The organism is Clostridium estertheticum (genome assembly GCF_011065935.2).
GTDB classification, from domain to species: domain Bacteria; phylum Bacillota; class Clostridia; order Clostridiales; family Clostridiaceae; genus Clostridium_AD; species Clostridium_AD estertheticum_A.
The window spans coordinates 4,711,352-4,725,149 of the sequence record NZ_JAAMNH020000001.1; the positions used below are offsets into that span (position 1 = coordinate 4,711,352).

12 protein-coding genes and 1 other annotated feature are annotated in these 13,798 nt (G+C 30.5%); of the genes, 7 read left to right on the forward strand and 5 right to left on the reverse strand.

Annotated features, from left to right (window positions below; genetic code table 11):
- The first annotated feature begins 126 nt into the window (after nt 1–126).
- Nucleotides 127–1,074, forward strand: coding sequence for a ketose-bisphosphate aldolase (locus G9F72_RS22450; RefSeq protein WP_164959050.1), 948 nt, complete (start codon nt 127–129; stop codon nt 1,072–1,074).
- Nucleotides 1,075–1,372: 298 nt separating this feature from the next.
- On the opposite strand, the gene G9F72_RS22455 is transcribed toward G9F72_RS22450, so the two are convergent.
- Nucleotides 1,373–2,440 (reverse strand): nucleoid-associated protein, encoded by a 1,068-nt coding sequence (locus tag G9F72_RS22455; protein WP_164959051.1) that lies wholly within the window; start codon nt 2,438–2,440, stop codon nt 1,373–1,375.
- Nucleotides 2,441–2,773: 333 nt separating this feature from the next.
- Here G9F72_RS22455 and G9F72_RS22460 point away from each other — a divergent pair, with 333 nt between their 5' ends.
- From G9F72_RS22460 to leuS, 5 genes are all read left to right on the forward strand, one after another.
- Nucleotides 2,774–3,325: a class IV adenylate cyclase gene (locus G9F72_RS22460; protein ID WP_164959052.1), complete on the forward strand. Its 552-nt coding sequence runs from the start codon at nt 2,774–2,776 to the stop codon at nt 3,323–3,325.
- Nucleotides 3,326–4,252, forward strand: a complete 927-nt coding sequence (locus G9F72_RS22465; RefSeq protein ID WP_164959053.1) for a DUF5685 family protein — start codon at nt 3,326–3,328, stop codon at nt 4,250–4,252.
- Nucleotides 4,236–4,868, forward strand: coding sequence for a J domain-containing protein (locus G9F72_RS22470; RefSeq protein ID WP_164959054.1), 633 nt, complete (start codon nt 4,236–4,238; stop codon nt 4,866–4,868). Before G9F72_RS22465 ends, G9F72_RS22470 begins: the two co-directional genes overlap by 17 nt.
- A 26-nt stretch (nt 4,869–4,894) precedes the next feature.
- A complete protein-coding gene (locus G9F72_RS22475) occupies nt 4,895–5,392 on the forward strand; it encodes a hypothetical protein (protein ID WP_164959055.1) in 498 nt (165 codons plus the stop codon).
- 140 nt (nt 5,393–5,532) lie between these two features.
- Nucleotides 5,533–5,769 (forward strand) — a binding site (T-box leader).
- A 114-nt stretch (nt 5,770–5,883) separates the two neighbouring features.
- Nucleotides 5,884–8,367, forward strand: a complete 2,484-nt coding sequence (gene leuS / locus G9F72_RS22480; protein ID WP_164959056.1) for a leucine--tRNA ligase — start codon at nt 5,884–5,886, stop codon at nt 8,365–8,367.
- Nucleotides 8,368–8,484: 117 nt separating this feature from the next.
- Here the strand turns inward: leuS and G9F72_RS22485 are convergent, their stop codons facing one another.
- The gene (locus G9F72_RS22485) at nt 8,485–9,279 is read right to left on the reverse strand and encodes a GTP pyrophosphokinase family protein (RefSeq protein WP_164959057.1); all 795 of its coding nucleotides are present in this window, start codon (nt 9,277–9,279) and stop codon (nt 8,485–8,487) included.
- Between the two features lie 261 nt (nt 9,280–9,540).
- Here G9F72_RS22485 and G9F72_RS22490 point away from each other — a divergent pair, with 261 nt between their 5' ends.
- On the forward strand, nt 9,541–10,398 hold the full coding sequence (locus G9F72_RS22490; protein WP_411955970.1) for a DUF2225 domain-containing protein: 858 nt from the start codon (nt 9,541–9,543) through the stop codon (nt 10,396–10,398).
- 148 nt (nt 10,399–10,546) lie between these two features.
- Here the strand turns inward: G9F72_RS22490 and G9F72_RS22495 are convergent, their stop codons facing one another.
- The 3 genes from G9F72_RS22495 to G9F72_RS22505 form a co-directional block, all read right to left on the reverse strand.
- Nucleotides 10,547–11,236, reverse strand: a complete 690-nt coding sequence (locus G9F72_RS22495; RefSeq protein ID WP_164959059.1) for a metallophosphoesterase — start codon at nt 11,234–11,236, stop codon at nt 10,547–10,549.
- Between the two features lie 31 nt (nt 11,237–11,267).
- Entirely contained in the window at nt 11,268–11,534 is a 267-nt protein-coding gene (locus G9F72_RS22500; RefSeq protein WP_164959060.1) for an EscU/YscU/HrcU family type III secretion system export apparatus switch protein, read from the reverse strand.
- A gap of 99 nt (nt 11,535–11,633) precedes the next feature.
- Nucleotides 11,634–13,664, reverse strand: a complete 2,031-nt coding sequence (locus tag G9F72_RS22505; protein ID WP_164959061.1) for a hypothetical protein — start codon at nt 13,662–13,664, stop codon at nt 11,634–11,636.
- Nucleotides 13,665–13,798 lie beyond the last annotated feature (134 nt).

Consider the following 13,798-nt stretch of genomic DNA (forward strand, 5'->3'; position numbering starts at 1 on the left):
GTTGGAATCATTTATAGTAAAAGGGTAGAAAATAGTCCATTTATAGCTTATAATTATATTAGACAATAAAAAGTCCCACAGGGACAATATATGTCCCTGTCACAAAATTTGAAAGGTGGAATTAATATGGCTTTAGTTACTACAACTAATATGTTTAAAAAAGCTTTTGAAGGAAATTACGCAATTGGTGCATTTAACATCAATAATATGGAAATAATTCAAGGAATAATGGATGCTTGTGAAGTTCACAAGTCCGCAGTTATTCTTCAAGTATCAGGTGGCGCTTTGAAATATGCTAGACCTACATACCTTAGAAAAATGGTAGAGGCAGCTGTAGAAGACACTGGTCTTGACGTAGCTCTTCACTTAGATCACGGTTCAGATCTTGCTCAAGTTAAACTTGCAATAGCTTCTGGATTTACTTCAGTAATGTATGATGGTTCTCATTTTGATTATGAGGAAAACGTAAGATTAACTAAAGAAGTAGTTGAATATGCTCATTCTAAAGGTGTTGTAGTTGAAGCTGAGCTTGGAAAACTTGCTGGAGTTGAAGATGCTGTTTCAGTTTCAGCTGCAGATGCAACTTATACTGATCCAGAACAAGCAGTAGATTATGTAAAAAGAACTGGCATTGACTCTTTAGCTATAGCTATAGGAACAAGCCATGGTGCTTATAAATTCAAAGGCGAAGCTAAACTTGACTTTGCAAGATTAGAATCAATAACTAAAAAATTAGAAGAAGCTGGAATGCACAACTTCCCAATAGTTCTTCACGGAGCTTCTGCTGTAGATCAAGATTTCGTTGCTATGTGCAATGAATTTGGCGGAGATATTAAAGGAGCAAAGGGAATACCACTAGAAATGCTCCGAAAAGCAGCTTCTATGGCTGTTTGTAAAATAAACATGGATACTGATTTAAGACTTGCTATGACAGGTTCAATAAGAAAAGTTCTAACTCAAATTCCTGGTGAAATAGATCCAAGAAAATATCTTGGAGAAGCAAGAAATAACATTACTAAATTAGTTGATGGTAAAATCACTAATGTTTTAGGTTCTGCTAATTCATCTAAATAATTTAAATCTAAGTGATTAAAACTAAAAGACTCACAGTATAATTATACGTGAGTCTTTTAGTTTTTTTTATTATATAGGAAACTAACAAATGTTTTCATGCGCAAAAAAAGTATATATTACGTATAATGCATTAGAATAAGCTTTAGAACTTCTTATTATATTTTTAAATAAGATGCGTTAAGAAAAACATATGTTTGAGCGACAGCGAGTTTATGTTTTTTAGCAGATTAATTAAAAATATAATTAGTAGTTCTTAGCGAAGTGATTGCATTAGTAGTAATATATACTTTTTACTTTTCTATTTTTCAACATAATTGCTTACATGTTTAATGACCATATTAATTGTTCCATCACCATTTCTTTGTATTTCAAAGCGGCTATTATCATGATACGTTTCAGTGTCCACATATAAGTCAATATCCTTATCAATTTTAAGTCTTACTCTTTTTAGCTTTTTATCTATCCATTCTTTGTCAAGACTAATATTTTCTGTGATTCCTTGCTGCGTAATAAAATCAACAAATTTTTCCTTAGTTTCATGATTTTCAGAAAATATTTCCTGGGACAACTCTCTAACATCAATACTATCTTCTTCTTTAAGTTTCCTCTTTATAGCAGTTCTAACAGCTTCTGCTTTATCAGCATTTTCTGGGAAGGTATTCTGGGTAAATTTTTCAGCTGCTTTAACAAAGTTTTTAGTAACATCTCTTTCATTATCAATAATTGTGCAACCTAAATAATCATTAATAAAGTAGTTTGAACCATATTCCTGATTTTCACTGCTGCTGACTTGATCATTACTCGCTTCTTTACTCTTAACCCTTTTATCAATAACCATTAGATCAAAATTATTCTCATTTCTAATGGGCTTCAAAAAAGCACATTTTTGTATCCTTTGAGATGAACCAGGAAGGCCAGTGAACTGCGGCACTATATCAATGCCTAACTTACTATCTACAAACTCTATAGTGTGAACATAATTCTTAATATAATCCATTTTGAATATACCAAGTATTGGTCCAAATTCTGTAGTAAAAGATACTACTATCAAATCGCAGGATGGAATGCTCCCCTTAGATCTCATCAAACCAAACATCTGACTTGCCAGTTCCTTAGATACAACCAGTAAATTATTTTCACCATTTAAGTATTCCTGAGATAAGTCTTTTACTATGTTTCGATCAGAATTAAATACCCCATATTTTAAGTCTTCATCTTTTAAACACTTCTGAATATGTTTCAATAAAAAATTATATTTTTCTTCATCTAAATCCAAGGCATATTCATTCAATATAGGTTCATCTGCATTATTATCTAAAACATGAATAATAGCCTCATTTATATTAACTTCTTTTATGTACTCCAAAAAAACACCACCTTGTTATTTATCTAATGCACATAAAAATAAATATACTACATTTTGATTTTTTATTTATTCTAATGGCCTTAATTATTACCCTTAATTATTACACTTAATTATTATACTATGTAAATGTATTTATAACAAATTCATATATTGCTATATTCGAAGATATAAAGAGAATATTATTATCCCTAATTAGGCAACCATAATGGTATATATAATTTTATTTAATTCTGTTATTTTAATCTAATATTAATGTTACTTTATTTAGATTATGATATAATCACAATTAATGTAATAATTGTTATGTGACCCAGAGGCAAACAAGGAGGAACTATGAAAGAAATAGAAACTAGAATTATAGATATCGATGTAGAGGAAATTCGCAGAAAATTATTGAATATAAATGCTCCAAAAGTTAAGCAAGAAAATCAAATAAATAATATTTATGATTTCTCGGATAAAAGGCTAATTAAGAGCAAAGGCTATGCAAGAATACGCACTATCCAAGATGAGTTAACAAACTCCACGTTGCACTATATCACCACAAAAAAACTTATAAGCCAAGAAAAGTACAAAATTATGGATGAGCATGAATCAGAAATTAAAGATGAAGTAGCAGCTAAAGGTATATTTGAAGCCTTAGGTCTTGAGCTTATACAATCCATTAAAAAATATAGGGAAAGCTATAAGTATAAAAATACTCTTATAGAAATAGACATAAATGAGAAGGAATTCTGTCCTTTTCCTTATATAGAAATTGAAAGTGAAGATGAGGATGAACTTTGCGAAGTTGTAAACTTGCTAGGCTATAGCCTCTCGGATACTACCTCTAAAACTATTTATGAAATACTAAAATCAAAAAGATTAGAAGTGAAGGGGCTATAAATGTTTGGATATGTAACTCCATGTAAAATGGAAATGAAGATAAAAGACTACGAAAAATTCAAAGCATATTATTGCGGTCTATGTAATTCTATAAAAAATAACTATGGTCAGGTGCCAAGACTTACTTTAAATTTTGATATGACTTTTTTAGCAGTACTTCTAGATTCACTTAGTGATAATAAATGCAACTTCACTAAATTTAGTTGCGCAATTCATCCACTTAAAAAAAGGGTTATGATTAGCAATAATTTGGCTTTAGATTATGCGGCCTTTTGTAATACCACTTTAGCATATTATAAGTTAATGGATGACGCGTGCGATAATAAAACAATGAAAAGTAAAGTTTTTTCAATATTTTTAAAGAAATATTTAGAAAAATCCAAAGTAGAATATACTGAAGTAATGAAGTATACTGAAGTAAAGCTAATATTGTTAAATACTTTAGAAGTCAATTCTATGGATTTATCCATAGATGAGCATCTATCCATAGATGAGTTATCTCATGTTTTTGCTGACCTTACGGGCTTTATAATATCCTTTTATTATAAGGATGCACCCTTTAAAGAGGATTTATATTGGCTTGGTTATAATTTAGGTAAATGGATATATATTATAGATGCTTATGATGATTTAGAAAAGGATTTAAAAAGCGCTTCTTTTAATGCTATAAGTTCATTACTTAATACAGATAATTTGGATTTCAAAAGTTTTTCGAAATGCATACAGCCAAGAATTGATTATATATTGACTACTTGCGCCCAGCAATGTTTGAAAAATTTAAATTCATTACCACTAACCAAAAACGAGGATATATTATATAATATATTAGAGCTTGGACTCATGGAAAAAATGCATAAAGTTTTTAATGAAAAATTAGATATCGATTATATAAAAGGAGTGGAATATAAAGATGGCAAATCCATATGAAATACTTGGTGTACGCGAAGGCTCATCAAAAGAAGATATTAAAAAGGCTTATAGAGAACAGGCAAAAAAATATCACCCTGATCAGTATGGTGATAATCCACTAAAAGATTTAGCAGAAGAAAAAATGCAGGAACTAAATGAAGCTTATGATTCACTTATGAAAAATACAAGTTCCTCTAATAGCTACCAGTCTTCAAATACTTATAATTCTTCTAACAATTATAATTCTTCTTCAAATGATGACTATGTTAACAGAGACATATATCAATCAATAAGAATGGATTTAAACAGTGGAAACCTTTCTTCTGCTGAGCAGAAATTAGGTTCCATGAATACAAAAACGGCTGAATGGAATTATTTAATGGGAATGGTTCATTTAAAAAAGAGCTGGCATGACAGTGCTTACAATTTTATTAGCAAAGCCTGCTCACTAGAGCCTAATAATGTTGAATATAGGAGAAGCTTTAATGAACTAAATACTAGAAACACAAATTATAGAGGTAACTATTATGGCAGACGCAACAGAGATTCTGATATGGGTAATATGTGTATTAACTTATGGTGTGCGGATAGTATTTGTGAATGTTTAGGCGGAGATCTTATTTCCTGTTGCTAAGTATATTAATTTAGGAGATGATTTTTATGAAATCTAATAATATTGCTAAGGGGGGCATATTCGCAGCACTTAGTTTAATATTACTATATCTTTCTTCTGTTTTTCCTACAAATAGATTATTTATATTAGGTGTAGCTTCTTGCATTATACCGCTTTCCATTTTACTTACTGGAGTAAAAAATACTGTTGTTGTATATAGTGCTGTTTGTTTGCTTAGTTTATTTATTATACCTTCAAAGCTTATAAGTATATCCTATATACTGATTTTTGGCTCCTATGGTTTCGTGAAGTATTTCGTAGAAAAATTAAGGAGTATTCCTCTAGAGTTTGTACTTAAGTTTTTATATTTTAATATAAGCTCCGCTTTAATTATATTTATATATAAATTAGTATTATTAAATATTCCTAATATAAATATATATTTACTAATACTCTTTATGGAATTTGGCTTTCTTGTATATGACTATGCCCTTACTATTTTTATAGCCTATGCTAATAAAAACCTTATTAAAAAATTCAGTTAAGTCAAATGAAACAAATGACATGTCAAAGACACTAGTAGCATCTTTAGGTGAATGAACCTAAAACCTGCTCTTGACAGAAAATTCTATTTAAATTATAATGGATAATAATCCTTTAATAAACAAAGTATAATATAATATAATAAATTGCTTTGATTAGGAGTAGTAGTATTTATAGCATTTTAAAGAGAGCTGCTTATTTGGTGTGAAGCAGTAATGATATAATACGAACTTGCCTATGAGCTTACTTTTAAGTAAAGATTTGCCTTTTAAGTAAGAGCTTACTTGCTAAAACAAGTACGGTTAAAACCGTTATATTCGTAAGTGAGGTGTAATGCCTAATTAGAGTGGTACCGCGGAATTTTACTTTCGTCTCTTTGTTGAGATGAAGGTTTTTTTTATTTTCTAAAAAAATCTAACTGCAGTAAACATTAAAGGCTAAATAAAAAAATCAATAATTGTTTTCTACTTAGATCATACAAGGAGGAATATTAATGGCAAAATATAATATAACCATCGATGAAAAATGGCAACAAAAATGGGAAGAAACTAATCTCTACAAATTTGATGAGAATAATACTGCGAAAAAACTATATGTACTTGAAATGTTCTCCTATCCATCCGGAAGCCAATTACATGCTGGGCATTGGTTTAACTATGGTCCTGTAGATTCTTGGGCTAGAATGAAGAAAATGCAGGGTTATAATGTATTTCAACCAATGGGCTTTGACGCTTTCGGGCTACCTGCTGAAAACTACGCAATAAAAACAGGGGTGCACCCAAAGGACTCTACAGAGCAAAACATTATTACTATGGAAAAGCAATTAAAGGCTATGGGAGCAATGTTTAATTGGGATCATGAAGTTGTAACTTGCCGTCCAGATTATTATAAATGGACTCAATGGTTATTCTTAAAACTATTTGAAAAAGGTCTTGCTTACAGGAAAAAAGCACCTGTAAATTGGTGCCCTAGCTGTAGTACAGTCCTTGCAAATGAACAAGTATTAGTAGATGGTTCTTGTGAGCGATGTGGCACTGAGGTTACTAAAAAGAATTTGACACAATGGTTTTTAAAAATTACTGATTATGCTGATGAACTATTAGAAAAGCTTGATACCTTGGATTGGCCTGAAAAAACTAAAGCAATGCAAAAACATTGGATAGGAAAATCTACTGGTGCTGAGGTTACATTTAAGGTAGCAGATTCAGATATAGACTTTAGTGTATTCACTACAAGAGTAGATACTCTATATGGTGTTACCTATGTGGTATTTGCCCCTGAAAATGAACTTGTAGATGTTCTCACTAAAGGTGAATATAAGGCTGCTGTGGTGGCTTATAGAGATGCAGCTAATAAACAGTCTGATATAGAAAGACAATCTATTACAAGAGAAAAAACCGGTGTATTTACTGGTTCCTATGCTATTAATCCTATTAACGGAAGAAAAATCCCTATTTGGGTTGCTGACTATGTATTAAATACCTATGGAACTGGTGCTGTAATGGCTGTTCCTGCTCATGATGATAGAGATTTTGCCTTTGCTACTAAATATAATTTACCTATTGAGAGAGTAATTGTTGGTTATAAAAGCGTAATTTCAGGTACCGAAAACGCGATGGCGAGCGATGAAAATCTTCCTTATACGGAACATGGAAAAATGGTAAATAGTGAAGAGTTTAATGGTTTATCCACGGAGGAGGGAAAAGACGCTGTAGTAAAAAAATTAGAAGTTCAAAACTTAGGAACAGGAAAAGTAAACTTTAGGCTTCGTGATTGGTTAGTATCAAGACAAAGATATTGGGGAGCTCCTATTCCAATAATTCACTGTGATAAATGTGGGACTGTTCCAGTACCAGAAGATCAGCTTCCTGTAGAACTACCTTATGACGTAGAGTTTGCGCCTGACGGCGAATCACCTCTTGCTAAATCTTCGGATTTTATTAATGTACCTTGCCCTGTTTGTGGCAGTCCTGCGCGTCGTGAGGCAGATACCTTGGATACCTTTGTTTGTTCATCTTTCTACTATTTAAGATATGTAGATAACAAAAATAGTGAAAAGGCTTTTGATACAGACTTAATAAACAAAATGCTCCCTGTAGACAAATATGTTGGTGGGCCTGAACATGCATGTATGCACTTACTTTATGCAAGATTTATCACCAAAGCTCTTCGCGATATGGGCTACTTAAACTTTGATGAACCTTTCTTATCTCTTACACATCAGGGTTTAATTTTAGGACCAGACGGATTAAAAATGAGTAAATCCAAAGGAAACACTATTTCCCCAGACAAGTATATACAAGAGTTTGGCTCAGATGTGTTTAGAATGTACCTAATGTTTGGCTTTGGTTATACTGATGGTGGCGCTTGGAGTGATGATGGTATAAAAGCTATCGGTAAGTTCGTTGATAGAATTGAACGAGCAATTGATACTGGAATTAACGAAATGTTAAAGGAAAGTAATAAAGCAGAATCTCTTCATACGGCAGAAAAAGAATTAAACTACTGGAGACATTTTGCAATAAAGGGAGTTACTGAAGACGCAGAAAAGCTTCAATTTAATACTGCTATTGCAAGACTTATGGAACTTACAAATGCCATATCAAAATATGTTAATGAAGAAACCGTAAATAGTAGCTTCTTAAAAGAAGTGCTTGTGGATTACCTTTTACTTTTAGCTCCATTTGCTCCTCACTTCTCGGAAGAAAAGTGGGAAACCTTAGGTATGGATTACTCTATATTTAATCAAAGTTGGCCTAAGTTTGATAAAGAAGCCCTAATCAAAGATGAAATAGAGATAGCTATTCAAGTAAATGGTAAAATTAAATCCCGAATAATTATAGCTCAAGGTTTAGATGAAGATGCTATAAAAGAAGCCGCTCTTGCGGATGAAACACTAATTGCTTCACTAGAGGGCAAAACTGTAAGAAAGATTATTGTAATTAAAGGACGCCTAGTTAATATAGTGGCTTCTTAGGAAAATTGCATACAGTTTTTACAGATAAGAATTGAAAGTTTTTTATATTAGCAAAGGAGAGTAGGTGTCTTAGTTTAGACTCCCTACCCTCTTTTTTTGATTTAAACTATTTACATATTACGAAACTCCATACACGTCTAAGGTTTTTTGAGTTGCTTTAAGAAGGCTGCTAAGTTCAAAGACTTCGCCCTCTTCTAGTAGCTTATTAAGTTGTTCTCTATACCTAGTTGATTCCATTAATTTTCCAAGGGAAGAAATCATAAGAATGTTATTCATTATATCGGATACCAAATTAGATTTAACCTCAAAGAGTTTTTGTGCATCCTTAATTTCGTCTTTAATTTCTAACATCTGCTGGTCTAATTGAAAAGCAGCATCTGCCGCATTTTTAAGTTTTTCTCTTATATATTCTGGTATATCATGCTTATATTTATAATTTAGAGAATGTTCTACTGTAGCCCAAAAATTCATTGCCAAGGTTCTAATTTGAAATTCTGCTAGTATTTCCGTTTGACCATCAACTAAATTTACAGGATACTTTATGATCATATGATAGCTTCTATACCCACTCTCTTTTACATTAGCAACATAATCTTTTTCATAAACTATATGCATATCTCGTCTTTCACGAATTAAATTTACCACCTTATCAATGTCATCTACAAATTGGCACATTACTCTTATACCTGCAATATCCTCCATTTCAAATTCAATTCTATCCAGAGGTATAGAGAATTTATTAGCTTTTTCAAGAATGCTAGATATTTCTTTAACTCTTCCTGTAACAAATTCTACAGGTGAATAGTCATTTTTACGACGATACTCTCTCCTTATGCTTTTGAATTTTAATTTTAACTCTTCTACTGCCTGTTCATAAGGAATTAAGAATTTTTTCCACTCTCTTATTGCCATATACTCAGTCCTTTACATAAAATTTCATGTTTACAATTAGCATATTGTTTACAATTAAAATATTGTTTACAATTAACATATAGAAACTTTTGGATGGTGTTTTATATTATTATTATATTTTTATTAATTTTCTGTTATAATTAATTTACTACTAAATTAATATAAAAGCAATTATTTTAGGTGAATATACCAAATTATACTACGTAAATTTTATTTTGGGGTGATCAAATGGATAAAAAAATGTTTTCTGGTCTAGAAAATATGGGCTTTGATAATATTAACGATATTAAAATCTATAATAAAGAAATTACAATTGAGAAAGAGAAAAAAGAAGAGAACACTGAAAAGTCTCTTCTATATAGTAAAGAAGTTACCTGTCCAGTATGTAACCATGTTTTTAAAGCTAGCGCAGTAAAATCCTCGGCTTACAGGATGATAAAAAAAGATAGTGACTTTTTTATTAGATATTCACTAATTAATCCTTATTTCTATGATGTTTGGGTTTGTAATTCTTGCGGATATTCAGCTATGAAAGCAGATTTCTATAGTATACGAAGTATAGAAATAGAACAAGTACAAAAGTCTATATCGCCTAAGTGGAAGGGGAGAATGTATCCTGAACTTTATGATGTACATGTTGCTATCGAAAGGTACAAACTCTCCCTTCTAAATTATATAGTAATCAATGCAAAATCAAGTAAGAAGGCCATCACTTGTATGAAGCTTGCCTGGATGCACAGGTTACTCGAAACCGAAGAAGCCCAGGAGATGGAGCTAACATTCTTAAAGCAGGCACTAGAAGGACTTAGTGACGCATATTACTCAGAGGTATTCCCCATATATGGCATGGATAAATACAGTGCTATGTATCTTATTGGGGAATTAAATAGACGTCTAGGCGATACAGAAAATTCACTAGTGTGGTTTAGTAATGTGATAACAACTCCTAATGTAAAGCAGAGTCTGAAAGAACTTGCTCGTGATATGAAAGACTTGATAAAAGAAGAAGCTGCTACATTATTAGCTGCTAATGATAATCTAAATAAAGCTTCTACAGAGAACTTTGAGCCAATAGAAACTATTAAGAAATCTGGTTTTTTCTCTAAAATATTTAAATAGTAATTTAAACACATGAAAACAAAAAACAAGTCAATATGCTAGTATCTTTGACTTGTTTTTTGCTTTCATATGTCTATAACTATTAAATTTATTATCCATATAATTAGTTTTAATAGTCATACTTATCCACGAAATATTCACTTTTATGCTATTCTAATATCTTTAGTGGATCAAAATCCAAATAATCACAAGAAGTTACTATATACTCCACGCCCTCTATATTTCCTTCATATAACCTATTTAGTGATGGTCCATGTAAATGTCCATATATGACCTTTGCCACATTATATTCTTTAATTATACTTATAAGTTTAGTTTCTTCGAATTTATCATTAGTAGGTGGATAATGAAGCATTACTATAAATTTACTATACCCATTCTTCATTGCCTCGTCTAATGATATTCGAAGCCTTATTAACTCTCTATTATATATTTTCTCATCATGCTCCGTAAACCTTGCAGCTCCTGGGCAATTCCACCCACGGGTTCCGCATATAGCAAAATCTTTATAGCTAAAAAAATTATTTTGAATGAAATTCATATCTTCATAGAGCGAATTAAGCTTTGTAATGCTGCTCCACCAATAGTCATGATTCCCTTTAATAAGTATTTTCTTACCTGGGAGTTTATGAATCCACTCCAAATCCTCTACGCCCTCTGAAATATTCATTGACCATGAAATATCCCCTGCAATTAATACAGTATCCTGCGTGGAAACTTTTCTAAGCCAATTTTCTTTTATTTTCTCATGATGTTTTTCCCATTTATCTCCAAATATATCCATGGGTTTATCTGAATTTAAAGCTAAATGAAGATCAGATATTGCCCACAACGCCATAATATACCTCCTTCGTTAATTTTCTAATATATTAGTCTTTTTTCATTAATGAATCTATATCCATTACATAAGCAATAACCTTTGCTATTGCATCATATAATTCGAAAGGTATTTCTGATCCTATATCAACATTTAAAAGCAAATTAGCTAATTCCTCATTTTGGACAATAGCCACTTTACTTTCTTCAGCCTTAAGCAAAATTTTATCTGCAATATAGCCCATTCCAGCTGCAGTTACTATAGGCACATCATACCCTTGTTCATATTTTATGGCAGCAGCTTTTTTAGTTTTTTTCATTTTAACACCCCGCGTTAATGTTTCAGTTATAATTTAAATTATATTAAATATATATACTCTAGCATATTCAGGATTGATTTTTTTAAATGTTCTATTTTATTATACCTTTAAATTGAGGGTATTAAAACTTCTATCGTCAAAAAATTCTCCACAATTAGCTAGTGTAAATTCTTTAGCCTTATTATTAACCTCAATATTAACTCTATAATTTAGATTAGATAAATCCTTTATTAACTTCTCTTGGCCCAATTTTAAAACTTTAACCCAGAATTTATCGCAATTAATAGCAATATTCATATTATTATTGTTAATTTTGATATATGCATCCACAGTTCCCATATTTATTGTTTTAACACTTGTAGCAATCTTAACATTCTTACTGTCGATCTTTTTTCCTTTTTTTCTATCATCTTTAATAATTAATTTAAATTGATATTCATCATCTTTAACATTTATAGGCAAATCCAATAAATAATATTGTTCCGAAACAGAGTTAAACATTTTTAAATCATTGAGCTTTTCATGGAATAAATTCATAACTTTTTCATAGCTTTCAGGTTTTATATTGAGTTTATTTTCAATAAGGTCTTTAACAATATTTTTAATCTCATCAGTCTTCAATTTAATTTGCTCTTTAATGAGAAAATCTGTAGTTATCTTTTCTATATCTTTTTCTACATTATTTATAATTCCCTTTTCTACCTCGGAAATATTCAATTCCTTTTTTATCATATTTATAATTTCATTAAGTGAATTATTTTTTCCATATACATTAGTTTTATTATTGATAAAACTTTTAGTATCTAGTTCAGCTTCAATAGCCTTATCCTTTGGTAATATATTTATTGGCAATTCTTCATTTGAAACTATACTTTCTAGTTTCACACCGCTAGTATCAACCTTTGTTATGTTTAATTTCGCATCTAAATTTTCTATTAATTTAATATAACTATCTTTACTTAATGATATTTGCGACCCCTTGAAAATTTTGTCAACTATTTCTATTATTGTGCCCCTATTAAAACTAATATTTCCTGGTTTTATATTTTTATCTATTCCCAAGCCCACATTTAGTTGTGAACTTTTATCTAGTTGTAGTGTTTTATCCAGTTCTAAATTTTTAATAGTAGAATTTACTACCCTATAATTAACATCCAAATCCTTTAACTCTTTATTTATCAAACTAACTATCCCTTTTAAGTCGTTATCTCGGATAGCCTTATCTGCATTCTGAGTTTCATCCACTATTTTATCATTATTTAACATACCCAAATTCTTTGTCTCTTTACTAATATTTTTAAAATCTACATTTGTAAACCCTTCATTACCTTCCTCTAACTCCATAAAACTATTCTGGCTCCCACCTACTTCGGAGTCCTGTATATTCTTTATAGTATTATTATTTGTATCACTATTTAAAAGATAGTTATTAATATCTTTTAAATTATTATATACCGCTGACTGTCCTTTAAATAGCTTTATAAAGCTGTCTAAATTCCCTTTAGTTAGTTCTATATTATTTTCTTTAAATAATAATATCTCATCAATATCTAAATTCTTTAGTGCCTCAAAAAAGTTTTTTAAAGTTTTTGTTATTTCATTTGCCTTTTCACTGCTGGGGTCTATATTTCTACTATCAAGATATTTAGCAATAAAAATTTCTTCTTTATTAGAATTTAAGGATATCTTTTCTCTAAAATCAACTAAATTTTTTATATCAATTATATTATCTTTAGTTAACGGCATATCATGTTTTATCATTTTAAAAAAAAGTAGCGCATCTTCTTTTTGAGTGCCTAGTGACTTCCCCTTACTGAAGTCTTCTAAGCCCTCATTCTCATTAGTTTTACCTTCTTTATCTTCATATACTAATTTTATTTTAAGCTTATCATTTTCAAAACCTTCTACTTGAAATTTAAGCACACTACCCTCAGGAGCTTGTTCCAGTGGCTTATCAAGCTTTGCAGAAAATTGCCATCCATCTAATAATTTTAAATTAACTTCTCCCTTTTGCGGGTCTGTACTTACTATTCTAGCATTGAAGGTTTCCCCAGCTTCAAAAGATATTTTACTAAAAGCCTTTTTAGCTTGTGGATTCTGTAGTATTGCAATATTGCTAATTATAGACATAAGCCACCTCCCATTTTTTGTCATAACAACTTATCAAAAGTTATCAATACTTAATTATCGTATGAAACATATTTTTTTAAAGGGGACAGTTAAAAAACAAAGCCAAAATATTAACTTCAGCTTTGCTTTTTTAA

Excerpts from the sequence above, each read along its gene's own strand:
- G9F72_RS22470 (WP_164959054.1), top strand. The coding sequence starts at position 4,236 with ATGGCAAATCCATATGAAATACTTGGTGTACGCGAAGGCTCATCAAAA.
- G9F72_RS22505 (WP_164959061.1), bottom strand. The coding sequence starts at position 13,664 with ATGTCTATAATTAGCAATATTGCAATACTACAGAATCCACAAGCTAAA.
- G9F72_RS22485 (WP_164959057.1), bottom strand. The coding sequence starts at position 9,279 with ATGGCAATAAGAGAGTGGAAAAAATTCTTAATTCCTTATGAACAGGCA.
- G9F72_RS22500 (WP_164959060.1), bottom strand. The coding sequence starts at position 11,534 with ATGAAAAAAACTAAAAAAGCTGCTGCCATAAAATATGAACAAGGGTAT.
- G9F72_RS22450 (WP_164959050.1), top strand. The coding sequence starts at position 127 with ATGGCTTTAGTTACTACAACTAATATGTTTAAAAAAGCTTTTGAAGGA.
- G9F72_RS22495 (WP_164959059.1), bottom strand. The coding sequence starts at position 11,236 with ATGGCGTTGTGGGCAATATCTGATCTTCATTTAGCTTTAAATTCAGAT.
- leuS (WP_164959056.1), top strand. The coding sequence starts at position 5,884 with ATGGCAAAATATAATATAACCATCGATGAAAAATGGCAACAAAAATGG.
- G9F72_RS22465 (WP_164959053.1), top strand. The coding sequence starts at position 3,326 with ATGTTTGGATATGTAACTCCATGTAAAATGGAAATGAAGATAAAAGAC.
- G9F72_RS22475 (WP_164959055.1), top strand. The coding sequence starts at position 4,895 with ATGAAATCTAATAATATTGCTAAGGGGGGCATATTCGCAGCACTTAGT.
- G9F72_RS22490 (WP_411955970.1), top strand. The coding sequence starts at position 9,541 with ATGGGCTTTGATAATATTAACGATATTAAAATCTATAATAAAGAAATT.
- G9F72_RS22460 (WP_164959052.1), top strand. The coding sequence starts at position 2,774 with ATGAAAGAAATAGAAACTAGAATTATAGATATCGATGTAGAGGAAATT.